The sequence below is a fragment of the Halospina denitrificans genome, from assembly GCF_004364635.1.
Taxonomy (GTDB): Bacteria; Pseudomonadota; Gammaproteobacteria; order Pseudomonadales; family Oleiphilaceae; genus Halospina; species Halospina denitrificans.
In genome coordinates, this window is record NZ_SOAX01000006.1 from 134,801 (window position 1) to 157,555 (window position 22,755).

Consider the following 22,755-nt stretch of genomic DNA (forward strand, 5'->3'; position numbering starts at 1 on the left):
CGTGCTGCGATTCGTTGCCGGTTTTCTCATGTTTGTCTGGATGCTTCCCCTCCATGCGCTTGAGCTGGAGGGGCCACGAACCCAGGGCGCCCTTCTCAAGGGCAAGGTGGCGCCGGGGCACGAGGTTCGACTGAACGGGGAATCGGTCAATATTACGGATTCAGGCCGTTTTGCTGTGGGTTTTGGTCGGGATGCGGATCAGCAGCAGGAGCTGGTTGTGGTCGGGCCCGATGGCGGGACGGAAACCCACCGGATTGAGCTTGCAAAACGGGACTACGACGTCCAGCGCGTGGACGGTGTGCCTGATCGAACCGTCAATCCCGATAAGCAGGCCATGAAGCGCATCCGGGAGGAAGCACGCCGGGTGGCGAAGGCCCGCCAGAAGACCTCCCGGCGGGAGGCATTTCTCGAGGGCTTTATATGGCCGGTGGAAGGGCGGATCACTGGAGTCTACGGAAGCCAGCGGTTCTACAACGGCGAGCCCCGCCAACCCCATTACGGGATTGATATTGCCGCTGAAGCGGGGCGGACCGTCCTTTCACCCGCCAGCGGCAAGGTGACTTTCGCGGACCCCGATCTCTATTTCTCCGGCGGTACCCTGATTATTGATCATGGTTACGGGGTGTCCTCGACCATGCTGCACCTGAGTGACATCCATGTTTCGGTGGGCGAGGAAGTCCAGCAGGGCCAGGCCCTGGGAGAAGTTGGCGCCACCGGCCGTGCCACCGGTGCCCATCTGGACTGGCGAATGAATTGGCGCAACAGACGGGTTGATCCAACCACCATAGCGCCTGGACTGGAGGATGGTTACACGCCCGGTGCGTCCCGGGGTGATGGTTGACAGTGGGGTTGTCTGAACACAGCTAGGGGAGCGCTTGCATGAGCAATACGGAGCAGACCGTCTACATCGTTGAGGATGATGAGGCCGTACGGGATTCGCTCTCGCTGCTACTCCAGTCCGAGGGGCTGCCGGTAAGTGCCTACGATCGGGCGTCACGTTTTCTTGAGGATTGGCGGCCGGATATGGCGGGCTGTGTGGTGCTCGATATCCGCATGCCCGAGATGGATGGCATGGAGCTTCAGGAGGCGCTGGTTGAGCGTGGCTCTGATCTTCCCATCATCTTTGTAACGGGGCATGGCGATGTGCCGCTTGCTGTGGAGGCCATGCGCCAGGGTGCCGTGGATTTCATTGAAAAGCCCTATCACGAAGAGCAGCTGCTGGAAAAGATCCGTACCGCGCTTTCCGAGAATGCCGAGCAACGCCAGGTTCGCGAGGAGAAACAGGTGATTCTGGATCGGCTGGCCGAGCTTACCCCCCGGGAACGGGAAATCATGGATCGGATGATAGCAGGACAGGCGAACAAAGTTATTGCCATAGAACTCAGCATCAGCCAGAGGACAGTTGAGATCCACCGCTCACGGGTGATGCACAAGATGGGAACGCATTCACTGGCCCAGCTGGTGCGAATGGTGCTCAGTGTTCAGGATGAGGCCTGAGCATGGAAACCGCGCCAAGGGAGCAGCAGGCCTGTGTTCTGCTCGTTGACGACAACCCCCAGAACCTCAAGGTGCTCTACGAGACCCTGAGAGACAAAGGCTACCAGCTGTTGATCGCCAATGACGGCGAAAAGGCCATACAGCTGGCCCGACGCCATCAGCCGGAGGTCATCCTGCTGGATATCATGATGCCCGGCATGGACGGCTTTGAAGTCTGTCGGACGCTCAGGGGGGATTCGACGACCGCGTTGAGCGCCATCATCTTCCTCTCCGCGCTCAGTGATACGGAAGCCAAGGTCAAGGGCTTCAATATGGGCGGGGCGGATTATATCGGGAAGCCCTTCCAGGCCCAGGAAGTCATCGCACGGGTGGATACCCAGATCCGGGTGATCCAGCTTGAGCGTGAGATGCAGGCACGGAACCGCCAGCTTGAGAGTGAACAGGCAAGCATCCTCAACGCGATCTTCGAGGGTATTTACGGTCTCGATCTCGAGGGTGTGATTACCTTTGCCAACCCGGCCGCGGCCGTGATCACGGGCGCGCCCCAGGAGTCCGTGGTGGGTCGGACTCTGCAGGAGTTGAACTTCAGCGCACCGGAATCCGAAGCCCACGTGGAACGGGTGCTGTGCCGGGATGGATCGCCCGTGCTGCGGCGCGGGGTTACCATGGCGCGCGCGGACGGCGGGACCTTCCAGGCCGAGTACCGGGCCGCCCCCCGGTTTGAAGGAGGTGAGCTCAGCGGCAGTGTCATGGTGTTCCGGGACATTACCGAGGAACTCGCCCAGGAGCGGGCCCTTGAGGAAACCCGTGAGCTCGTCGCCGTCCAGAGGGAGCAGCTGGCCCAAGCCTCCCGTCTTTCGGTCATGGGCGAGATGGCGGCTGGATTCGCCCATGAGATCAACCAGCCACTGACCGCCATCACCAATTACGTGAGCCTCGTCTCCCGTATGATGGAGAAGGAAACCCTCGATCAGGATGCGTTGAGGCAGGTTCTGGAAAAGGTCTCGGCGCAGTCCCATAGGGCCAGCGAGGTGATCCGCCGGATCCGCCAGTTCGTCCAGAAACCGGCCAGCGGCAAGGATGCGATTGACGTTGCCAGGCTGCTTGCCGAGAGCCGCGAGTTTGCGGAGGTGGATGCGCGCAACAACGCGGTTTCAGTAACGCTGTCGATACCACCGCATCTTCCCCACGCCATGGGCGATGCTGTGCAGGTGCAGCAGGTGGTGCTCAACCTGATCCGTAATGCGCTGGAAGCCTCCCGGATGGCGGGCGCGCAGGAGCCCGTCGAGGTCCGTGCCGAGGTGCTGGAGAAACGGGTCTGCATCCGGGTCCTTGATCGCGGCTGTGGGCTTCCGGACGATGCGGAGGAGCGCCTCTTCCAGCCGTTCTATTCCAACAAGGAAGAGGGCATGGGTATTGGCCTGTCCCTCTGCCGCAGCCTCGTTAACGGCCAGGGCGGCGATATTGGCTTCGAGCGGCGTGAAGGCGGCGGAACCGCCTTCTGGTTTACGCTGCCGCTCGCGGATCCCGAGCACTCAGAGCCGCTCGAGTGAGCCCTCCAGGTGCGGCGCCGAGGCATCCTTGTTCAGTAACCGGAAGGGCATGCTGCCGGCTCTGCCGCGCTGCCATGTAAGAATGGCCGTGCCCGGCAGGAAGAAGGGCTTCTTGAACTGGACGTCCACGCTTGCGCCCGTCACGGGGCCTTCCGACTCTTCCAGTGTCGCCAGGCAGCGGGCCTTGCTCCACATGCCATGGGCGATGGCTCTGGGGAAGCCGAAGGCCTTGGCGGACCAGGGGTGGAGGTGGATCGGGTTCATATCGCCCGAAACCCGGCCATATTGAAAGCCGATGTTCCCGGAGGCCTGGATGGTGGCCTGGCCTGACAGCATCTGGGGGGCTGCGGGTGTTGAGCCGGCTTTCTTCTCCCCGTTACTGACCGGCTGGCGATAGAGGATGGTGCTGTTTTCGGTCCAGATGCTCCGACCACCTGACAGGGCCTCGGTGACAATATCAAACTCAATACCCCGGTCTGTGTCCGTGGCGTTGGCAAGCCGCGCAACGAGCTCCAGGGTCTCTCCCTGTCCGATGGCCCGGTGCTGATCGATGCGGTTGCGCAGGTGAACCATCCCGAGAAGCGGAAAGGGGAACGCCTGGTCGGTCATGAGCCGGATGTGCAGCGGGAACGCCAGGATATGCGGCCAGGTAATGGGGCAGTGGCTGCTGGCAGCGAAACCGCAGACTCTGCGGTACTCGCGAATGGCCGGCGTATCCGTGCGCACGCCCGTGATCCGGGCGTCGAGCTCCGGGATGTCCGAGGCCGAGGGGCGACCGCTTTTCCGCGATCGGCCAGACATTATGGCCTTGCCATACATGGGCAGAAGTGGAGGCGGATTAAAACGGTAATCTGGACTTTTTTGCATAAACCCTGCTCTTGTGACCTAGACTGAGAGTTGTATCACAAATGGATTACAATGAACGCTGTGAACGTTATGATGGCGAGAGCATGCATGGCGGCTATGCCGGCGTCAAATCCATGGAGACACGGCTTTATGCCACGAGCGTCACAACAGGAATCGGCCAGGTAGTAACCTATGCGAGAACAAAGGGATTCAGGGGCACTGTTTCGTCTGGTCCATGAGGCGATGAAACGTGCCGGCATCGATACGGATCCTATTTTCCGCCGGCTGGGCGTGAATGAGGACTACCTGCAGCGTGAGAATCTTCGCACGCCCCATGGCGCGCAGGTGCTCTTCTGGCGGGTCGTGGAGGATGTTACGGGCGATCCGGATATCGGGCTGCACCTGGGATGGCATGTTCCTACTTATAAGGGGCAGGTGCTTGAGTACCTGTTTCTCTCCAGTCCGACCTTCGGCGAGGGACTGAAGCGGGCAATCAGCTATCAGCGCCTGCTCACGGATGCCGCGGACCTTGACCTTTATGAGGGTGATGATGAGTGCTATGTGGTGCTGAATGCCGCAGCCGAGGAAGTCCGCCAGATCGGGCACTTCTCCGAATGTTTCGTTCAGGGGGTTCTCGCCTTTTTCAACTCGGTGACGGATAACCGTTTCGAACCCACCGCCGTGCATTTCGAGCACCAGCGCCAGCATGGACAGGACCGCGTGGAACGGATCCTGGGCTGCCCCGTTTCTTTCGATCAGCGGGACACCCGCGTCTACTTCCGCTCCGATGTGCTTGATGATCCATCGCCCCACCATGAACCCGGCCTTCTCGCACTGCACGAACGCTTTGCCAGCGAACAGGTCGCCGAGCTGGAAAAACAGGACATTGTCGGTGAGGTGGAGCGCCTTGTTGCCGAGCAGCTGGATTCGGGTGAAGTGACGCTGGATTCCGTGGCAGTGCGCCTCGGGATGAAACCGAGGACCCTGCGAACCCGCCTGACCGAGGCCAATACCTCCTTCAACCAGGTGGTTTCCCAGTTCCGGTATCGCCTTGCCTGTCGGCTTCTGGCCGCGACGGATGAGTCCATCGACGAGATTGTCTACCTGACCGGGTTTTCCGAGCCCAGTACTTTCTACCGTGCCTTCAAGCGCTGGTCCGGAATGACCCCGATCGAGTATCGCCGCCAGAGCACCGAGGAAGAACGGGCCATGGACAGTGCCTCTGCCTGAGGCCTGTCATCAAAGTGTCATCGGGCGGGATTAGTCTGTACCTGAAACAGGATTCCAGATGATGCAGGTACAGCGATGCGCGATTACGAAGAAGAGCTGCTTGAGCAATGTCCGGAGCTGGATGATGACAGCGCCATGGATGACGGCATCGAGATGTAACTCATGCACCCGCCCCTCCGAGCCGGCGGTAATCCCCTGGTGAACAGCCGTACCAGCGCCGGAAGGCCTTCTGGAAGGCGCTGGGGTTGGCGAATCCCAGAAGATCCGCAATATCCGTGAGCGACAGGGGCGTTTCCCGCACATAGTCACTGGCCAGCTCGCTGCGTACGCTGTCCAGAAGGTCGCGATAGCGGGTGCCCTCGCGGGTCAGAGCCCTCCGCAGACCCCATTCCGTGGTTCCCAGCCTCAGCGCAATCTCCTCCATCTCCGGGGCTACCCCCCGCATCAGCGGGGTAATCTCCTCCTTGACCCGTTGTGCGGTGGTTCGCCCCCACTGGTATTGCTGCAGGGCGGCTTCGCACTGCGCCCGGGTTTGCCGGAACAGCGCTGGCTGGGCAAGGTTCCCCGGGATTGTGGTGATGGATTCCGGTAGTTCGATGCGATTTGCCGGGGCCTCGAAGTTGACCGGACAGCCGAACCACCCGGCGTAGGCTGCGGCGTCTACCGGTGCGGTGTATTCAATATCAACGGCCAGGGGAGTGACAGGCGCCGGGGACAGGTGTCTCAGGAACTGGACCCAGCCGGAGAGGATGGCATCCACCACGAAACAGTTGTAGCTGTTGTAGGGGCTGATGGAGTAGAAGCTGGCGATCAAAGCCCCGTCCGTACCCCGCTCCATACTGGATCGGCCCCGACTGTTGTAGCTGGTCAGGCGCTCGAAGGCGATCAGCGTACTCAGGGATTCGCCCAGCGTTGGCGCGCAGGCACCCGCGATTCCCGGCATTCCCAGGTCTGTCAGGCGGGTATTCCCGCCGAAGATCAGTCCCAGGGCAGGATTGCCGGTCAGCTGGATGGCGGCATGACCCATGCGCATGAAACGGGGAATGCTGATGCGTGCATCGGGTGTGGTGAGCAGGTTCCGCGAGACCCGGAAGCGGGAGAGCCACCGGCTGCTGTCGAGGCCTTGCTGCTCCAGGGTTCGCGCCATGACGCTGACGTAGTGAACGGAAATGTCCCCAAGGCGGTTCGAGCCGGTCTGTCTCATTAACACCAATCCCAGAATATAAAACTGCTAAACGGGAATATTGTAGCAGTTCGGACTTGCGTTTAATTTATCGCCATTAGCGAAACATCATCAGCGACTGTCGTGAATTTGGAGAACACTATGAGCGCAACGGCATCCGGCACCAGCAAATACCCGCATCTGCTTGAACCCCTGGATCTCGGGTTTACCTGGTTGAAGAACCGCGCCCTGATGGGCTCCATGCATACCGGTCTGGAAGAAACCAGAAACGGCTTCGAGAAAATGGGTGCGTTCTACGCTGAGCGGGCCAAAAGCGTTGGACTGATCGTCACCGGCGGTATCGGACCCAACCCCGAGGGGGCCGTCATGAAAGGCGCCGCCAAGCTGGATTGCGAAGAGGAAGTGGCCGAACACCGCAAGATTACGAAGGCGGTGCATGATGTGGATGGAAAGATCTGCCTGCAGATCCTGCATGCCGGCCGCTATGCCTATACCCCGGACCTGGTCGCGCCATCCGCCATCCAGGCACCGATCAATCCCTACCAGCCCCGTGAACTGACTGACGAGGAAGTGAAAGGCCAGATCGACGATTATGCCCGTTGTGCGGCGCTGGCTCGCGAGGCCGGCTATGACGGTGTCGAGATCATGGGCTCGGAAGGCTACTTCATCAACCAGTTCATCGCGCGCCGGACCAACCATCGAACCGACCGCTGGGGCGGGTCCTTCGAGAACCGCATCCGTCTGCCGCTGGAGATCCTCCGCCGCGTCCGGGCGGCCGTGGGCGAGGACTTCATCATCGTCTACCGGCTGTCGATGATCGACCTGGTGGATGAAGGCAGCACCTGGGAAGAGGTCGTCCATCTGGCCAGGGAAGTGGAAAAGGCTGGCGCCACCATCATCAATACCGGCATTGGCTGGCATGAATCCCGGGTACCCACCATCGCCACTATGGTGCCGCGGGGTGCCTTCAGCAAGGTAACGGCCCGTCTCAGGGGCGAGGTCGGTATTCCGTTGGTGACCACCAACCGCATCAATATGCCGGACCTGGCTGAAAAGGTGCTGGCGGACAATGACGCCGACATGGTTTCCATGGCCCGTCCCTTTCTGGCGGACCCGGACCTGATCGCCAAGGCCCAAGAAGACCGCGCCGACGAGATCAACACCTGTATCGCCTGCAACCAGGCCTGCCTGGACCATACCTTCCAGATGAAGCTGACCTCCTGCCTGGTCAATCCCCGCGCCTGCCACGAAACCGAACTGAATTTCGAGCCTGTGAAAACGCCGAAGTGGGTCGCGGTCGTAGGGGCGGGGCCCGCGGGACTGGCCTGTGCCACGGCGGCGGCCGAGCGTGGCCACTGCGTTGAGTTGTTTGACTCGGCTGAGGAGATTGGCGGCCAGTTCAACATGGCCAGGAAGATCCCCGGCAAGGAGGAGTTCCACGAGACCCTGCGCTACTATCGCCGAATGATCGACAAGCACGGGGTAGGCCTCAACCTCGGGGTGCGCGTCACCCAGGCTGATCTGGTCGGCAAAGGGTATGACGAGATCATCATGGCTACGGGCGTGGAGCCCCGCACGCCCGAGATTCCGGGCATCGATCATCCCCGTGTGCTGGGCTATGTGGATGTGCTTCGGCGCGAGAAGCCGGTGGGCAAGCGTGTGGCCATCATGGGCGCCGGCGGTATTGGCTTTGACGTGGCCGAGTACATCACCCACGAAGGGGCTTCCCCGTCGCTGGATACCGACCGCTTCATGGCGGAGTGGGGCATTGATATGAGTGTGTCGCACCCCGGTGGTGTCGAAGGTGTGGAGCCCGATCTGCCAGAACCGCCGCGCGAGGTATACCTGCTGCAGCGCAAAACGTCCAAACCGGGCAAGGGCCTGGGCAAGACGACTGGGTGGATTCATCGCAGCTCACTGAAGATGCGGGATGTGCATATGGTTCCCGGTGTTGACTACCGGAAGATCGATGATGACGGCCTTCATCTGACGGTGAACGGCGAGGATCAGGTTCTGGATGTGGATACGGTCATTGTCTGCACGGGTCAGGAACCTCTGAGGGAATTGCAGGCGGGGCTGGAAGCGGCTGGTGAGAAGGTGACCCTGATCGGCGGTGCCGATGTAGCCGCCGAGCTCGATGCCAAGCGGGCCATTGACCAGGGCAGCCGGGTTGCCGCCGCGCTCTGAAATCGCGATTCCCGAAGATGGGCCTGATCCGGTAGACTGTTGATCCAAGTGAACCCTGCTACCGGCATAAGGCAGTCCATGGAGTCTTTCAAGCATATCGGCGTGATCGGGCGCATCGGGAGTGTCAAGGTTGTCGAAACACTGCGTCGGCTCAAAAGCTACCTGGTAGCCAATGACTACCAGGTGATCCTGGAGGCGGATACCGCCTCGATGCTGCCCGGCCACGGACTACAGGTGGCCAGCAAGAAGCTGATCGGCGAGATCTGTGATCTGGCCATTGTAGTGGGCGGCGACGGCAGTCTTCTGGGCGCCGCCCGTGACCTGTCTAAATCGAGTATTCCAATCCTCGGGGTGAACCGGGGGCGCCTCGGTTTCCTGACCGATATTTCCCCGGATGATCTCGAAGAACGCCTGTCGCGTGTGCTGGAAGGGGAATACGTTGAGGAGAAGCGGTTCCTGCTCGACGCCCACGTCAAGCGCAACGGCGAACCCATGGGGTATGGGACGGCGCTCAACGACATTGTGCTGCATCCGGGCCGCTCGACGCGGATGATCGGGTTTGATCTCTACATTGAAGGGCAGTTCGTCTACAGCCAGCGCTCCGACGGGCTGATCGTGTCCACGCCGACCGGCTCCACCGCCTATGCGCTCTCGGCAGGTGGCCCCATTATGCACCCCAGGCTTGACGCCATCGTGCTGGTGCCCATGTTCCCCCACACCCTCAGCAGCCGGCCCATCGTTGTCGACGGTGGTAGCGAGATCAAGCTCGTTATCGACGAGGCCAATGAGAACTGGCCCCAGGTGAGTTGTGACGGCCAACAGGAGCTGGCCTGCGCGCCGGGCGACAGCATCTCCATCGCCAAGAAGCCGTTCCGGCTGAACCTTATTCACCCCAGTGATCACAATTTCTACGCGACCTGTCGTGAGAAGCTGGGATGGGCAAGCACCATTGCAGCCAGCTAGGTCGGAGGCGTCATGAGCAGGGTGCGGGGCTACGACATCATTGGTGATATTCACGGATGCGCCCTGACGCTTGAGCGGCTGCTCGAGCAGATGGGGTACAGCAAACGCCAGGGCGTCTATGAACACCCGAGCCGGACTGCAATCTTTGTCGGCGATATTATCGATCGGGGCCCCCGGATTCGCGAGGCGTTGCATCTGGTCCGCGATATGGTGGATCGAGGGTCGGCACTGATCGTGATGGGCAATCACGAGTACAACGCGCTTGGTTACTGCACCCTGGCGCGGCCTGGCAGTGGTCGGCGCCACGTACGCGAGCACAATGAGCGCCATAACCGCCTGATTCAGGCCACACTTGAGCAGTTCGAGCATTACGATAACGAATGGCACGAGTTCCTGGCCTGGTTCTACGAGCTTCCGCTGTTCCTGGAAACGGACCGCTTCCGCGTGGTTCATGCCTGCTGGGACGAGAGGCTCATACGCCAATTCGAGCAGCAGCATCCGTCGGGCTGCATTGATGAGGACTTCCTGCACGCCTCAATGGCGCCGGGGTCCTTTGCCGGACGGGTCATGGACCGGTTGTTGCGCGGCACGGCAATGAAGCTGCCGGACGGCATGACCATGACCGGGCGTGATGGGTTTCAGCGCCAGTTCTTCCGGACACGGTTCTGGGGAACGGATGCACAGACCTATGGCGATATTGTCTTCCAGCCCGACCCCCTGCCGGAAAGCATTTCGGGCCGGCCGCTCAGCGCCGCGGAGCGCGACCAGCTGATCACCTATGGCCCGAATGAGCGCCCGGTCTTCGTCGGTCACTACTGGCTTGAGGGCCCTCCCGAGCCGATCGCGCCCAATGTGGCCTGCCTGGATTACAGCGCGGTGAAATACGGCAAGCTGGTGGCCTATCGGATGGATGATGAGACCCGTCTGGATTCGCAGAAGTTCGTCTGGGTCGATGTGAATCCCTCGGAGCAGGATTAATGATCCGCATTGCCTCAATACCGCAAACCATAGATCTGGGGCCCTTCAGTCAGTGGCTGGATTCCCAGCAGGTGATCCACGAGATTGTTTCAGGGGACGGACACCAGGAGCTGTACGTTGAAGGCGAGCACCTGCGTGAGCCGGTGACCGTGGCGCTGGAACGCTATATGGATGATCCACGTTTCCGTACTGATGCGCCGACAGGTGGCCGCCAGCATGTGCACCGGAGCATTCCCCGCCACTGGCAGGCCGGGCCCAAGGATGCGGTGATCACGTTTTCCCTGATTGTTGTTGCCGGTATCGTCGCCTGGGTTACCGCCTTCGGGGCGCGTGAGCCGCTCATGGTGATGCTCACAGCCGTGAATCCGCTGGAATGGCCGGTTGCGACAATGACGCAGCGTGTGGATGCCTTAGTGGGGACGCTCGCCTCCGGCCAGGTCTGGCGCCTGCTGACGCCGGACCTCCTGCATTTCAGCGTCATGCACCTGGTGTTCAATGCCGTTATGCTGTGGTTCCTTGGCAGCCAGATCGAGGCCCTGGACGGCCGCCGCCATATTATTGGCCTGATCCTGCTCACGTCGCTGGGGGCGAATGTTCCCCAGTATCTGATTTCCGGGCCGCTTTTTGGCGGTCTGTCCGGTGTGGTGTACGGCGTCCTGGGTTATGTCTGGCTGGTGAACCAGTGGCGTCCCCGCTTCCAGTTCCCGCCAGCGCTGATGACCGTGGCCGTTGTCTGGCTGCTTATCGGCTTTACCCCGCTGACCCAGGCTCTGATCGGCGCCAACATGGCCAATGCGGCTCACCTGGGCGGACTTGTGAGCGGGGTGCTCTATGGCTTTATCGTTTCCGTATTCCGCTTGCAGAGGCGCAACTGACAAAAGGGGAGAGGCATGACCTACGAACAACTGATCCGCCAACTGGACCCGCGCATCTACCAGCGTCTGCGCGAGTCCCTGCAGCTTGGCAAGTGGCCGGATGGCCGCGAGCTGAGTGAAGACCAGAAAGCCATCTGCATGGAAGCGATCATCTGGTATGAGCGTGAACACAACATTCCTGAAGAGGAACGGGCTGGTTATGTCGAGCGGCCGGAGAAGAAGGGCAGCTGTGGCGGCAATGGCTCGGTCCGGATTCACGAGAACTGAACAACAACAAGGTAACGCCCAATGAGAGCGTCACAGCCGCAGAGTATCTACCTGAAGGATTACCGCAAACCGCCGTTCCTCATCGACCATGTCGATCTGCGTTTTGAGCTTTTCGAAGAGCAGACCCGGGTTCACTCCCGTCTCCAGGTCCGCCGTAATCCGGAAGCCGATGGCGCGGAACGCGACCTGGTGCTGCACGGGGAAGACCTGGAACTCGAAACCCTGACCCTGGATGGGCGCCCGGTTGAAGACGCGGTCGTTGATTCGGAGTCGCTTCGGATCAGTAACGTACCGGACCAGTTCAACCTGGACGTGGTTACCTGTATCCGGCCCCAGGAAAACACACGGCTGGAGGGGCTCTACAAATCCTCCGGCATGTTCTGTACCCAGTGCGAGGCCGAAGGCTTCCGGCGTATCACCTATTTCCTGGACCGGCCCGATGTCATGGCCTGCTACCGGACCCGCATCGAGGCGGACAGTGAGCAGTATCCAGTGTTGCTGGCCAATGGCAACCCCGTGGATCACGGCGAAATGGAAGGCGGGCGGCACCAGGTCACCTGGGAAGACCCTTTCCCCAAGCCCAGTTACCTCTTTGCGATGGTGGCCGGAGATCTCGTCGAAAAACGGGATGAATTCACCACCGGCTCCGGCCGTGTTGTGGATCTTCGGATGTATGTCGAGCCGCGCAACAGCGACAAGTGCGAGCATGCCCTGGCGTCGCTCAAGAAGGCGATGCAGTGGGATGAGGAAGTCTATGGCCGCGAGTATGACCTGGACATCTTCATGATCGTCGCCGTGGATGACTTCAACATGGGGGCCATGGAGAACAAGGGGCTCAACATCTTCAATTCCTCCTGTGTCCTGGCCAGTCCGGAAACGGCCACGGATGCCGCCTACGAGCGCATTGAGAGCATTGTGGCCCACGAGTACTTCCACAACTGGTCGGGTAACCGGGTTACCTGCAGGGACTGGTTCCAGCTCAGCCTCAAGGAAGGTTTCACCGTCTTCCGGGACAATCAGTTCTCCGCCGACATGGGCTCGCCCACCGTGCAGCGCATTGACCACGTCAATATGCTGCGTACGGCGCAGTTTGCCGAGGATGACGGGCCAATGGCGCATCCGGTGCGACCGGAGTCCTATATCGAGATCGGCAATTTCTACACCCTGACGGTGTATGAAAAAGGCGCCGAGGTCGTGCGCATGATCCATACCCTCCTCGGGCCTGATATGTTCCGCGAGGGTTCCGACCTCTATTTCGCCCGGTTCGATGGCAGGGCCGTTACCACGGATGACTTTGTGGCGACCATGGAGGAGGCCAGTGGGCGCGACCTGGGCCAGTTCCGCCGCTGGTACGAGCAGGCGGGAACCCCGGTGCTGCATGTCTCCGACCACTTTGACGCGGAAAAAGGCGTCTACACACTGAGTATTGAGCAGTCATGCCCCGCCACACCCAGGCAGCCGCACAAGGCGCCATTCCATATCCCGTTGCGGATGGGCCTTCTGGACAGCACGGGCGAACCGCTGCCGCTGGACGACATTGGTAATACGGAACAGGTCCTGGAGCTGACCGAATCCCGCCACAGTTACCGTTTCAAGGATCTGAAGGAACGGCCGGTGCCGTCGCTGCTCCGGAATTTCTCCGCTCCGGTGAAGCTCGATTACGCCTGGAGCCGGGACCAGCTCATGTTCCTGGTGAGTCACGATCCCGACGGTTTCAACCGTTGGGACGCGGGGCAGAAACTTGCCATCGATGTTATCCAGTCGATGCTGGAGGGCAACGATACAGAGGTGGATGAGCGCCTGATTGAAGCCTATCGGAACCTGCTCACGGACACGAGCCTGGACCGGGCCATGGTGGCGCGCATGTTGGCATTGCCGGGAACGGCGTACCTGATCGAGTTGACCCGGGATGCCGATGTCCAGGCTATCCACGAGACACGCCAGCGTGTCCAGACCACCGTCGCCAATGCCCTCAGGGAAGAGCTCCTGGCCGTTCATATGCGTAACCAGTCGAGCGAACCCTACGCATTCAGTGCTGAGCGGGTTGCTGCCCGCTCGCTGGCCAACAGTGCGTTGTCATTGCTGACCCTGATTGGGGACGAGGCCGGAAAGGACCTGGCGGTGGAGCAGTTCCGTGACGCCCCCAACATGACCAATCGGTTTGGTGCCCTGAGTGCCCTGGTCAATTCCCCGTTTGAAAAGGAGCGCGACCGCGCGCTGGAACAGTTCTATGTGGACTGGCAGGATGATCCACAGGTGGTCGAGCAGTGGTTTGCGGTGCAGAGTGGCAGCCCCTGGATGGGGGGATTGAAGCGGGTCAGGGAGCTGCTGGAGCATCCCGCCTTTGATTGGAAGAACCCCAACAAGATCCGCACCGTCATCGGTGTGTTTGCGGCCCGGAACCTGGTGCATTTCCATGAGCCGGATGGCAGCGGTTACCGTTTTCTGGGCGAGCAGATCCAGCGCCTGGATGCCAGCAATCCCCAGATCGCCGCGGGCCTTGCCCAGCCTCTGACTCGTTGGCGACGCTACGCGCCGCGTCTGCGTGAATCCATGAAGTCGGTTCTGGAGGAGCTTCTGGCCGAACCCCAGCTCTCGAAAGATCTTTTTGAGGTGGTTTCCAAGAGCCTTCAGGAGCAATGAGAAGGGTCAGGCATGTGGACAAAGCAGCGCAATCGACTACCCTTTCGGAAGGTTCTCTCCAACCTGAAAACAACAACAGGGTCTATAGGATGCATAAAACAGTGAATACCTTGCGTGGAGCGATTGCAGTATCTCTGGCAGGAACGCTGATGCTCGCTGGCGGGCCGGTGTCGGCCGAGGTTTCGAGCCAACAGGCCGACCGGCTTGGCAGTGAGGAGCTCACCCGGTTCGGGGCGCCCCGCGCGGGTAGCGAGGATGGGGTCATCCCCGAGTATACCGGTGGGCTTGATGGCGTTCCCGACAACGTGGATTACGGGGAATCCGGTGACTTTCACCCCAACCCCTTCCCGGATGACGAAATCCGTCATACTGTCACAGCGGATAACATGGACCAGTATGACGAGTACCTGACCGATGGGACCCGGGCGTTGCTTGAGACCTATCCGGATACCTATGAGATTCAGGTCTACCCGTCGCGCCGGACCATGGCCTGGCCCGAGTGGATTCTGGAGAATATTGAAGACAATGCCACCGAGGCCGAACTGGTTGCCGACGGGGACGGTATCGACGGCGCTTACGGGGGTATTCCCTTCCCGATACTGCACGGCTCCAATGAGGAACAGGCCCAGCAGGCAATCTGGAACCACAAGACCAGCTGGCGCGGCATCTTTGTTGAGCTCCATTCCGGCGAGGTGGCGGTTGAGACAGACGGTGACTACAGCCTGACCATGTCCGAGCAGGATATCTTTCTCAACTTCTATAACCCGGAAGGGGATGAGAGCACACTGGACAATACGCTGTTCTATTACCTGTCGGCCACGAAATCCCCGCCGCGTCTTGCCGGTGGCGCCGTGCTGGTTCACGAGACCCTCAACCAGGTCAAGGAGCCACGCCGTGCCTGGGGCTACAACGCCGGGCAGCGCCGCGTCCGCCGAGCCCCGAACCTGGCGTACGACTCTCCGATTGCAGCCGCCGACAACCTGCGTACCGCCGACGAAACGGACCTCTTCAACGGGGCCCTGGACCGGTACAACTGGCAATATCGTGGAATGCAGCAGGCTTACATTCCGTATAATAATTATGAAATTGCCCAGAAAGGACTCGAATATAGTAAGATCCTTGGCAAAAAGCACCTGAACCCGGATCTGCAGCGTTGGGAGCGGCAGCGTGTTCATGTGGTCGAGGCCAACCTCAAGGAAGGGGAGCGCCATATCTTTTCGAAGCGCGTGTTCTATATCGATGCGGACAGCTGGAAGGTGGTGATGGTCGACCAGTATGATGGGCGCGGTGAACTCTGGCGGGTCAGTCAGGCCATGAGCAAAAGCTTTTATGAGGTGCCCACGGTCTGGAAGGCGATTGACGTGTTCCACGACCTGCAGTCCAAGCGCTATCATGTGCAGGGGCTCGACACCGAAGAGCGGTCAACGAAGGTGTTCTCTGACAGGGTTCCCAACAGACGCTACTTCTCGCCGCAGTCGCTACGCCGCAGCGGTCGGCGCTAGCAATAACGGAAAGACCCGGTTCTCCGGGTCTTTCGCTGTGGGACTACGGATTTCCGATCATTATCAGTAAAAAGGCAGTCTGAATGTTCAAAAAGCCAGGAAAACGGTCACTGGCGGTGGCCAGTCTTTGTATTGGTTTATGGGGTGGCCTGTCGTCACCGGCGTATGCGGTAGGGGATGTGCTTGAAATCCCGGCCCTGGAAACTGATCTCGCGGCCAGCTCACTGCTGCTGGATATTACCCGCGCCGGAGACCGCCTCGTTGCGGTCGGTGAACGGGGTCATATCGTGTACTCCGATAACGGCGGTGACAGCTGGACCCAGGCAAGCGTCCCGGTCTCCACAACACTGACCGGTGTGGATTTCCCGACTGCGGACGAGGGCTGGGCCGTGGGCCACAGTGGCGTCATCCTGCACAGCAGTGACGGGGGTGAGAGCTGGGAGCACCAGTTTGACGGGCGCGATGGCGTTCCGCAGGTCGTTGACTATTACGATCAGAAGATTGCGGAGATGGAAGAGCGCATCGAGGAAACCGATGATCAGGACAAGGTAGCGGACCTTGAGTGGGAAATGGACGACTTTGTCTTCAACAAGGAAGACCTCCAGGCCGACCTCAAGGAATTCGGGCCCTGGCACCCGCTTCTGGACGTCTGGTTTGAAAATGAGGATCACGGTTTCGCGGTCGGCGCTTACGGCAACATCTATCGGACCAAGGACGGTGGGGAAACCTGGAAGACCCGCATGGGATCCATTGAGAACCCGAATCGTTTCCACCTCAACGGTATAACCCGCGTTGAAGGAGGCGATCTCTATATTGCCGGCGAGTCTGGCTTTGTATTCCGCTCTACCGACAACGGGCAGAGTTGGGAACAGCTTGAGCCGGGTTACCCGGGGTCCTTTTTCGGGGTCGTGGGGACCGGGGATGAAGACGAGGTACTTGCCTACGGCCTGCGGGGGAACATCTATCGTTCTGTCGGTGGCGATGAATGGGAGTCGGTGGATTCGGGAACGGACAATACGCTCAATTCCGCTCATGCCAATGACAACGGTGAGATTGCGATGGTCGGTAACAGTGGATCTGTAGTGTACAGCGACGACGGTGGCGAGAATTTCTCCTCCATTATCCGTCCTTCCCGGCTTTCCTATGTGGGCGTCATGCTGGTGCCTGGTGAAGGCCTGGTTCTGGTTGGCGAGAAAGGGGCCATTCGGACCGACAGACAGGGACGGGATCTATTGCTCTAGCTCCAGCATCCCGGTTCCCGATTGATTTGCAGTTATCCCGTCTTGTAACGGTCTTGTAAGAGGACTTCTTAATGTCTAACTCCAATCCATCCGATGGTAAGCGCGAGCAGCCCGCACCGTCGGCTGAACCGATGATTGAACGGCTTATTTTCAATAACCGTTTGCCACTGCTGATTGTATTCCTGGTCCTGACCCTGTTCCTGGGTTATAACGCAGCCAAAATACAGCCCGATGCCAGCTTTGAACGCCTGATTCCCCTTGAGCATCCCTACATCGTGAACATGATGGAGCACCGGGATGATCTTCAGAACCTGGGTAATTACGTCCGCATTGCCGTGGAAAACGAGGATGGAGACATCTTCGAAAAGGAGTACATGGAAACCCTGGAAAAGATCACCGACGAGGTGTTCTACCTCAACGGGGTTGAGCGTTCCGGGTTGAAATCCCTCTGGACCTCGAATGTGCGATGGCAGGAGGTAACGGAAGAGGGGTTCCAGGGTGGCACGGTCATCCCGGATGGGTATGACGGTTCGAAAGATTCTCTGGAAGAGCTTCGCGACAACGTGTTGCGTTCCGGAGAGGTTGGCAGGTTGGTAGCCGACGACTTCAATTCCTCCATTATCTATGCCCCCCTGATGGAAAAGGATCCCGAAACCGGTGAATCCCTGGACTATCGTGAGCTTTCCCAGGCCCTGGAACAGAAGGTGCGCCAGAAGTTCGAGGCCCAGAACGGGAACGTCGACATTCACATTGTCGGGTTCGCCAAACTGGTCGGTGACCTGATCGAGGGCATTGAATCCATTGCGCTTTTCGCCCTGATCACGCTGGTGCTCACGACCATCTTCCTGTTCTGGTACTCACGCTGTGTTGCCGGGACCATCGTGCCGGTCCTTGCGTCGCTGGTCGCGGTCGTCTGGCAGCTCGGCATACTGCGTCTCCTCGGTTATGGCATGGACCCGTACTCAGTCCTGGTTCCCTTCCTGGTCTTTGCGATCGGCATCAGTCACGGGGTTCAGGTGGTCAATGCCATGGCGATTGAGGCCAGTAAGGGCTTTGATCCACTGACCAGCGCCAGGCTGGCGTTCCGGGCCCTCTACATTCCGGGTATCGTGGCACTGGTGAGCGACGCCTTCGGCTTCCTGACCCTGCTGTTCATCGAGATAGATGTGATTCGGGACCTGGCCGTGGCCGCCGGCATCGGTGTTGCGGTGATCATTATCACCAACCTGGTGCTGCATCCCGTGGTCATGTCCTATATCGGCATCACCAAGGGTGGGGTCAAGCATGTCCAGAACCATGATGGCAAGGCGGACCGCAAGTGGCGCCTGATGTCCTACTTCGCCCATCCCGGGGTGGCGCCTGTTTCTCTTCTGATAGCGCTGGTCCTGGTTGGAGCGTCGGTCTATTACAAGCAGGACCTGAAAGTGGGAGACCTGGATAAGGGGGCGCCCGAGCTACGGCCGGACAGTCGCTATAATATGGATAACAGCTTCATGGTGGAGAACTACAGTACGTCCTCCGATGTGCTTGTGGTTATGGTGGAAACGCCCCAGGAAAGCTGCACCAACTATGATGTGCTGCGCTCCATGGACCGTCTTCAGTGGCGGCTTGAAAACACCGAGGGCGTACAGTCCACGATTTCACTTGCGGATGTCTCCAAGATCGTGACGCGCGCACTGAACGAAGGTAACTGGAACTGGTACGAGATTTCGCGTAACCAGACCATTATCAATGCTTCTATCCGCCAGGCGCCCAGCGGTCTGATCAACACAGACTGTAGCCTGACACCACTGATGGCTTATCTGGACGACCACAAGGCGGAGACGCTGCGTCGGGTGACCGCGGAAGTCGAAGACTTTGCCGAAGGCAATAACGACCCGGATAAGCACGAGTTCCTGCTCGGTGCCGGTAATGCCGGGGTCGAGGCGGCAACCAACGAGGTCATCTCCAGTGCCAAGAACATGATGCTGGTTTTTGTCTACGCCGTGGTGGCCTTCCTCTGCCTGTTGAGCTTCCGGTCCGTCAGGGCGGTGCTGTGTGTGATTCTGCCATTGGGCCTCACGTCCATCATCGCGGAGGCACTCATGGCGCAGATGGGGATCGGCATCAAGGTGGCGACCCTGCCGGTTATCGCGCTGGGCGTTGGCATTGGCGTGGACTACGGCATCTATATGTTCTCCAAGCTGGAAACCTATCTGAAAGAAGGGTACCCGCTGCAGGAGGCGTACTTTGAAACCCTGCGCACCACGGGTAAGGCGGTCGCCTTTACGGGCATTACCCTGGCGCTTGGCGTATTCACCTGGATATTCTCTCCGATCAAGTTCCAGGCGGATATGGGCGTCCTGCTTACCTTCATGTTCCTGTGGAACATGGTGGGCGCAATCTGGCTGATGCCCGCGCTTGCCCGCTTCCTGCTTCGCCCCGAGAAGATCGCCGCGAAGAAGAAGTAAGCGGATAACTCACGGAATCCGGCACGGTGCCACATTTTGGCGCCGTTGCCGGATAGCCGTTTCCTCCCGTACTTGTTAGAATCCCGCCTCCGAACAAACACTCACGTGATCTTTCGTAGGGATCACCACTGGATTTATGGAGATTGACATGCCCGTAGTGACGTTACCCGATGGCAGCCAGCGCGAGTTCGACCATCCGGTTACCGTGGAACAGGTCGCCCGCAGCATAGGAACGGGGCTCGCCAAGGCCGCCGTGGTCGGAAAGGTGGATGGCAGCCTGGTTGACCTCAGCCATACCATTGACCGCGACGCGGAAGTGGCCATCGTGACGGGCAAGGATCAGGAAGGGCTCGAGGTTATTCGTCACTCAACGGCGCACCTGATGGCCCAGGCCGTGAAGGAACTCTTCCCGGAAGCCCAGGTAACGATCGGCCCGGTGATCGAGGACGGTTTCTATTACGATTTCCGCTACGATCGCGCCTTCACGCCCGAGGATCTTGAGAAGATCGAAAAGCGCATGGAGGAGCTGGCCCAGGAAGACTTCACCATCGAGCGCTCCGTCATGGAAAGGGATGACGCTGTCCGCCTGTTTGAGCGCATGGGTGAGGAATACAAGGTCCGGATCATCCAGGACATCCCCAGCAATCAGCCGTTGTCCTTCTATAAGCAGGGCGAGTTCATTGATCTCTGCCGCGGGCCGCATGTGCCGAGCACCGGCAAGCTCAAGGCATTCAAGCTGACCAAGGTTGCGGGCGCCTACTGGCGTGGCGATACCAGTAATGAGCAGCTCCAGCGGATCTACGGCACGGCCTGGCCGGATAAGAAATCCCTCAAGGCCCACCTGCACCGGATTGAGGAAGCGGAAAAGCGCGATCACCGCAAGGTGGGCAAGAAGCTGTCCCTGTTCCACATGCAGGATGAGGCGCCGGGCATGGTGTTCTGGCACCCCAAGGGGTGGGCGGTCTATCAGGAGATTGAGCAGTATCTGCGCAAGCAGCTGAACCGCCATGGCTACCAGGAGATCCGGACGCCGCAGGTGGTATCCCGTACGCTCTGGGAACGCTCCGGTCACTGGGAAAAGTTCGCGGACGACATGTTCACCACGGAGTCGGAAAAGAACGACTTCGCCATCAAGCCGATGAACTGTCCCTGCCACGTGCAGGTATACAACCAGGGGCTGAAGAGCTACAAGGACCTGCCGCTACGGCTCTCGGAGTTCGGTTCCTGCCACCGCAACGAAGCCTCCGGAGCGCTGCATGGGCTGATGCGGGTTCGTGGTTTTACCCAGGATGATGCGCACATCTTCTGTGAGGAGTCACAGATCCAGGACGAAGTCTCGGCTTTCATGGATCTGCTCCACGAGGTCTACCGGGATTTCGGGTTCAGGGAGATCCACTACAAGCTCTCGACCCGCCCGGAAAAGCGCGTTGGCTCCGACGACAGCTGGGACAAGTCCGAAAAGGCCCTGGAAGAGGCACTCAACCGCCAGGGCGTGGACTGGGAGCTGCTTCCAGGCGAAGGCGCCTTCTATGGCCCCAAGATCGAGTTCTCGCTCAAGGACTGTCTCGGCCGGGTCTGGCAGTGTGGTACCATCCAGGTCGACTTCTCCATGCCGGGGCGTCTGGGGGCGGAATACGTTCCCCGTGACCAGGAGCAGGGCCGGCAGGTGCCGGTTATGCTGCACCGGGCCATTCTGGGCTCCTTTGAGCGCTTTATCGGTATCCTGATCGAGGAATACGAGGGGGCCTTTCCGCTCTGGTTGGCACCGGTGCAGGTATCAGTGCTCAATATCACGGATAATCAGGCCGATTATGCCCGGAATATAGCCACAAAGTTGGAAGAATCCGGTTACAGGGCGCATGCTGACTTGAGAAACGAGAAGATCGGCTTTAAAATTCGCGAGCACACAATTGACAAGGTGCCCTATCTGGCTGTTGTCGGCGATAAAGAAGTCGAGAACGGCCAGGTTGCCGTGAGAACACGACGGGGTGAAGACCTTGGCTCCATGACAATGGAGCATTTTCTGCAGCTTTTAGACTCCGAGTCCAAACGTAAAAGCAGAGTCGAAACGGAGACTTAACTATCAAAAAGACGAACCCTCGCGGCAGTCGTGCCCAACGACCGGCGATTAACGACAACATTGAAGCGTCTGAAGTCCGCCTGATTGATTCAGAGGGCGAACAGGTCGGTATCGTTTCTCTTGAGGAAGCCCTCGAGAAGGCGGCAGAGGTAGAGCTGGATCTGGTCCAGCTCGCTTCGGACGCCGAGCCCGTGGTCTGCAAGATCATGGACTACGGCAAGAAGGTGTTCGAGGAGAAGAAAGCCAAGGCTGCGGCCAAGAAAAAGCAGAAACAGATCCAGGTCAAGGAAGTTAAATTCCGGCCCGGAACTGAAGAAGGGGATTATCAGGTCAAACTGCGCAACCTGATACGTTTCCTTGAGCATGGGGACAAGGGCAAGGTCACCATCCGCTTCCGCGGACGGGAGATGGCGCACCAGGAAATCGGGATGCAGCTCATGCAGCGCGTTGAGGCGGACATAGAAGAGCTGGCACAGGTCGAACAGCGACCCAAGATGGAAGGACGTCAGATGACCATGGTTGTTGCTCCCCGCAAGAAAAAATAACGCCGTTGTGGCGTTATTCCTATTTACCCAGGAATGCGGAGTAGTTTGAAATGCCAAAGATGAAAACCAAAAGCGGGGCGGCCAAGCGCTTCAAGAAGACAGCGCAAGGCTTTAAGCGTAAGAGTTCCCATACCAGCCACATCCTGACCAAGAAGAGTCCGAAGCGTAAGCGTCAGCTGCGTGGTACGTCTCAGGTTTCGGACCAGGATAAGCCGAGTATTCGGCGGATGCTGCGTCAGTAAGTTCTCAGGTTAAGGTTGATAGAAGGATAGTATTATGCCTCGCGTAAAACGTGGTGTTGTGGCTCGTCGCCGCCACAAGAAAGTAATGAAACAGGCGAAAGGTTATTACGGTGCCCGGAGCCGGGTCTATCGTGTTGCCAAACAGGCGGTTATCAAGGCGAAGCAGTACGCCTACCGTGACCGCAAGCAGCGCAAGCGTCAGTTCCGGGCGCTGTGGATTGCCCGCATCAACGCGGGTGCCCGCGCCAATGGCCTGTCCTACAGCCGGCTGATCGCCGGACTCAAGAAGGCCAATGTCGAGATCGATCGCAAGGTGCTGGCGGATCTCGCGATGAATGAGAAGCAGGCCTTTACGGCTGTTGTTGAGAAGGCCAAGTCCTCCTTGACGGCCTGAGCTCTTCATCGTCCGCTGAAAGCCGGCTCCCCAGGAGCCGGAGACCAAGATCAGTAGGGGAAGAGCGCGCTCTTCCCCT

The 22,755-nt window shown here is 59.5% G+C and carries 19 protein-coding genes; 17 read left to right on the forward strand and 2 right to left on the reverse strand.

All coding sequences use genetic code 11. The features are described 5' to 3' along the window. Position 1: 1 nt before the first annotated feature. Genes DES49_RS12610 through DES49_RS12620 form a run of 3 tightly spaced genes read left to right on the forward strand, consistent with a single transcriptional unit; the run spans position 2 to position 3,050 of the window. On the forward strand, positions 2-841 hold the full coding sequence (locus tag DES49_RS12610) for a M23 family metallopeptidase (protein ID WP_243865041.1): 840 nt from the start codon (positions 2-4) through the stop codon (positions 839-841). 38 nt (positions 842-879) lie between these two features. Continuing rightward, entirely contained in the window at positions 880-1,497 is a 618-nt protein-coding gene (fixJ, locus tag DES49_RS12615; RefSeq protein ID WP_133736781.1) for a response regulator FixJ, read from the forward strand. A 2-nt stretch (positions 1,498-1,499) separates the two neighbouring features. Continuing rightward, positions 1,500-3,050 carry an ATP-binding response regulator gene (locus DES49_RS12620; RefSeq protein WP_133736782.1) on the forward strand — a complete coding sequence of 517 codons (1,551 nt, stop codon included), beginning with the start codon at positions 1,500-1,502 and terminating at the stop codon, positions 3,048-3,050. On the opposite strand, the gene DES49_RS12625 is transcribed toward DES49_RS12620, so the two are convergent. Next, a complete protein-coding gene (locus DES49_RS12625; protein ID WP_243865042.1) occupies positions 3,033-3,851 on the reverse strand; it encodes a MaoC family dehydratase in 819 nt (272 codons plus the stop codon). The genes DES49_RS12620 and DES49_RS12625 overlap by 18 nt on opposite strands. Before the next feature lie 237 nt (positions 3,852-4,088). On the opposite strand from DES49_RS12625, the gene DES49_RS12630 reads away from it, so the two are divergent. Beyond that, positions 4,089-5,126, forward strand: coding sequence for an AraC family transcriptional regulator (locus tag DES49_RS12630; RefSeq protein ID WP_133736784.1), 1,038 nt, complete (start codon positions 4,089-4,091; stop codon positions 5,124-5,126). 160 nt (positions 5,127-5,286) lie between these two features. Here DES49_RS12630 and DES49_RS12635 read toward each other — a convergent pair whose 3' ends face one another. Continuing rightward, the gene (locus DES49_RS12635; protein WP_133736785.1) at positions 5,287-6,330 is read right to left on the reverse strand and encodes an AraC family transcriptional regulator; all 1,044 of its coding nucleotides are present in this window, start codon (positions 6,328-6,330) and stop codon (positions 5,287-5,289) included. Positions 6,331-6,450: 120 nt separating this feature from the next. On the opposite strand from DES49_RS12635, the gene DES49_RS12640 reads away from it, so the two are divergent. The 13 genes from DES49_RS12640 to rplT all read left to right on the forward strand — a co-directional run bounded on the left by DES49_RS12640 (position 6,451) and on the right by rplT (position 22,676). After that, positions 6,451-8,496 carry an NADPH-dependent 2,4-dienoyl-CoA reductase gene (locus DES49_RS12640; RefSeq protein ID WP_133736786.1) on the forward strand — a complete coding sequence of 682 codons (2,046 nt, stop codon included), beginning with the start codon at positions 6,451-6,453 and terminating at the stop codon, positions 8,494-8,496. Positions 8,497-8,574: 78 nt separating this feature from the next. Further along, the gene (locus DES49_RS12645) at positions 8,575-9,459 is read left to right on the forward strand and encodes an NAD(+) kinase (protein WP_133736787.1); all 885 of its coding nucleotides are present in this window, start codon (positions 8,575-8,577) and stop codon (positions 9,457-9,459) included. A gap of 12 nt (positions 9,460-9,471) precedes the next feature. Next, positions 9,472-10,437, forward strand: coding sequence for a metallophosphoesterase (locus DES49_RS12650; RefSeq protein WP_133736788.1), 966 nt, complete (start codon positions 9,472-9,474; stop codon positions 10,435-10,437). Continuing rightward, complete coding sequence (locus DES49_RS12655; RefSeq protein WP_133736789.1) at positions 10,437-11,312, forward strand: rhomboid family intramembrane serine protease; 876 nt, start codon at positions 10,437-10,439, stop codon at positions 11,310-11,312. Before DES49_RS12650 ends, DES49_RS12655 begins: the two co-directional genes overlap by 1 nt. Before the next feature lie 15 nt (positions 11,313-11,327). After that, positions 11,328-11,579 (forward strand): YeaC family protein, encoded by a 252-nt coding sequence (locus DES49_RS12660; protein WP_133736790.1) that lies wholly within the window; start codon positions 11,328-11,330, stop codon positions 11,577-11,579. A 21-nt stretch (positions 11,580-11,600) separates the two neighbouring features. Then, positions 11,601-14,222 (forward strand): aminopeptidase N, encoded by a 2,622-nt coding sequence (pepN, locus tag DES49_RS12665; RefSeq protein ID WP_133736791.1) that lies wholly within the window; start codon positions 11,601-11,603, stop codon positions 14,220-14,222. A 149-nt stretch (positions 14,223-14,371) separates the two neighbouring features. Continuing rightward, the gene (locus DES49_RS12670; RefSeq protein ID WP_243865043.1) at positions 14,372-15,724 is read left to right on the forward strand and encodes a DUF1329 domain-containing protein; all 1,353 of its coding nucleotides are present in this window, start codon (positions 14,372-14,374) and stop codon (positions 15,722-15,724) included. A gap of 83 nt (positions 15,725-15,807) precedes the next feature. Beyond that, complete coding sequence (locus DES49_RS12675; protein ID WP_133736793.1) at positions 15,808-16,965, forward strand: WD40/YVTN/BNR-like repeat-containing protein; 1,158 nt, start codon at positions 15,808-15,810, stop codon at positions 16,963-16,965. A 71-nt stretch (positions 16,966-17,036) separates the two neighbouring features. Further along, positions 17,037-19,415 carry an efflux RND transporter permease subunit gene (locus DES49_RS12680; RefSeq protein ID WP_133736794.1) on the forward strand — a complete coding sequence of 793 codons (2,379 nt, stop codon included), beginning with the start codon at positions 17,037-17,039 and terminating at the stop codon, positions 19,413-19,415. 148 nt (positions 19,416-19,563) lie between these two features. After that, the gene (thrS, locus tag DES49_RS12685; RefSeq protein WP_133736795.1) at positions 19,564-21,495 is read left to right on the forward strand and encodes a threonine--tRNA ligase; all 1,932 of its coding nucleotides are present in this window, start codon (positions 19,564-19,566) and stop codon (positions 21,493-21,495) included. Positions 21,496-21,497: 2 nt separating this feature from the next. Then, positions 21,498-22,040, forward strand: a complete 543-nt coding sequence (infC, locus tag DES49_RS12690) for a translation initiation factor IF-3 (RefSeq protein ID WP_133736796.1) — start codon at positions 21,498-21,500, stop codon at positions 22,038-22,040. A 50-nt stretch (positions 22,041-22,090) separates the two neighbouring features. Continuing rightward, the gene (rpmI, locus tag DES49_RS12695) at positions 22,091-22,282 is read left to right on the forward strand and encodes a 50S ribosomal protein L35 (protein ID WP_133736797.1); all 192 of its coding nucleotides are present in this window, start codon (positions 22,091-22,093) and stop codon (positions 22,280-22,282) included. A gap of 34 nt (positions 22,283-22,316) precedes the next feature. Beyond that, positions 22,317-22,676, forward strand: coding sequence for a 50S ribosomal protein L20 (gene rplT, locus DES49_RS12700; protein WP_133736798.1), 360 nt, complete (start codon positions 22,317-22,319; stop codon positions 22,674-22,676). Positions 22,677-22,755: the final 79 nt, after the last annotated feature.

What these genes read in the sequence shown, in the direction of transcription:
- fixJ (WP_133736781.1), top strand. Translation starts at nt 880, where the DNA reads ATGAGCAATACGGAGCAGACCGTCTACATCGTTGAGGATGATGAGGCC.
- DES49_RS12620 (WP_133736782.1), top strand. Translation starts at nt 1,500, where the DNA reads ATGGAAACCGCGCCAAGGGAGCAGCAGGCCTGTGTTCTGCTCGTTGAC.
- DES49_RS12625 (WP_243865042.1), bottom strand. Translation starts at nt 3,851, where the DNA reads ATGTCTGGCCGATCGCGGAAAAGCGGTCGCCCCTCGGCCTCGGACATC.
- DES49_RS12630 (WP_133736784.1), top strand. Translation starts at nt 4,089, where the DNA reads ATGCGAGAACAAAGGGATTCAGGGGCACTGTTTCGTCTGGTCCATGAG.
- DES49_RS12635 (WP_133736785.1), bottom strand. Translation starts at nt 6,330, where the DNA reads ATGAGACAGACCGGCTCGAACCGCCTTGGGGACATTTCCGTTCACTAC.
- DES49_RS12640 (WP_133736786.1), top strand. Translation starts at nt 6,451, where the DNA reads ATGAGCGCAACGGCATCCGGCACCAGCAAATACCCGCATCTGCTTGAA.
- DES49_RS12645 (WP_133736787.1), top strand. Translation starts at nt 8,575, where the DNA reads ATGGAGTCTTTCAAGCATATCGGCGTGATCGGGCGCATCGGGAGTGTC.
- DES49_RS12650 (WP_133736788.1), top strand. Translation starts at nt 9,472, where the DNA reads ATGAGCAGGGTGCGGGGCTACGACATCATTGGTGATATTCACGGATGC.
- DES49_RS12655 (WP_133736789.1), top strand. Translation starts at nt 10,437, where the DNA reads ATGATCCGCATTGCCTCAATACCGCAAACCATAGATCTGGGGCCCTTC.
- DES49_RS12660 (WP_133736790.1), top strand. Translation starts at nt 11,328, where the DNA reads ATGACCTACGAACAACTGATCCGCCAACTGGACCCGCGCATCTACCAG.
- pepN (WP_133736791.1), top strand. Translation starts at nt 11,601, where the DNA reads ATGAGAGCGTCACAGCCGCAGAGTATCTACCTGAAGGATTACCGCAAA.
- DES49_RS12670 (WP_243865043.1), top strand. Translation starts at nt 14,372, where the DNA reads ATGCTCGCTGGCGGGCCGGTGTCGGCCGAGGTTTCGAGCCAACAGGCC.
- DES49_RS12675 (WP_133736793.1), top strand. Translation starts at nt 15,808, where the DNA reads ATGTTCAAAAAGCCAGGAAAACGGTCACTGGCGGTGGCCAGTCTTTGT.
- DES49_RS12680 (WP_133736794.1), top strand. Translation starts at nt 17,037, where the DNA reads ATGTCTAACTCCAATCCATCCGATGGTAAGCGCGAGCAGCCCGCACCG.
- thrS (WP_133736795.1), top strand. Translation starts at nt 19,564, where the DNA reads ATGCCCGTAGTGACGTTACCCGATGGCAGCCAGCGCGAGTTCGACCAT.
- rpmI (WP_133736797.1), top strand. Translation starts at nt 22,091, where the DNA reads ATGCCAAAGATGAAAACCAAAAGCGGGGCGGCCAAGCGCTTCAAGAAG.
- rplT (WP_133736798.1), top strand. Translation starts at nt 22,317, where the DNA reads ATGCCTCGCGTAAAACGTGGTGTTGTGGCTCGTCGCCGCCACAAGAAA.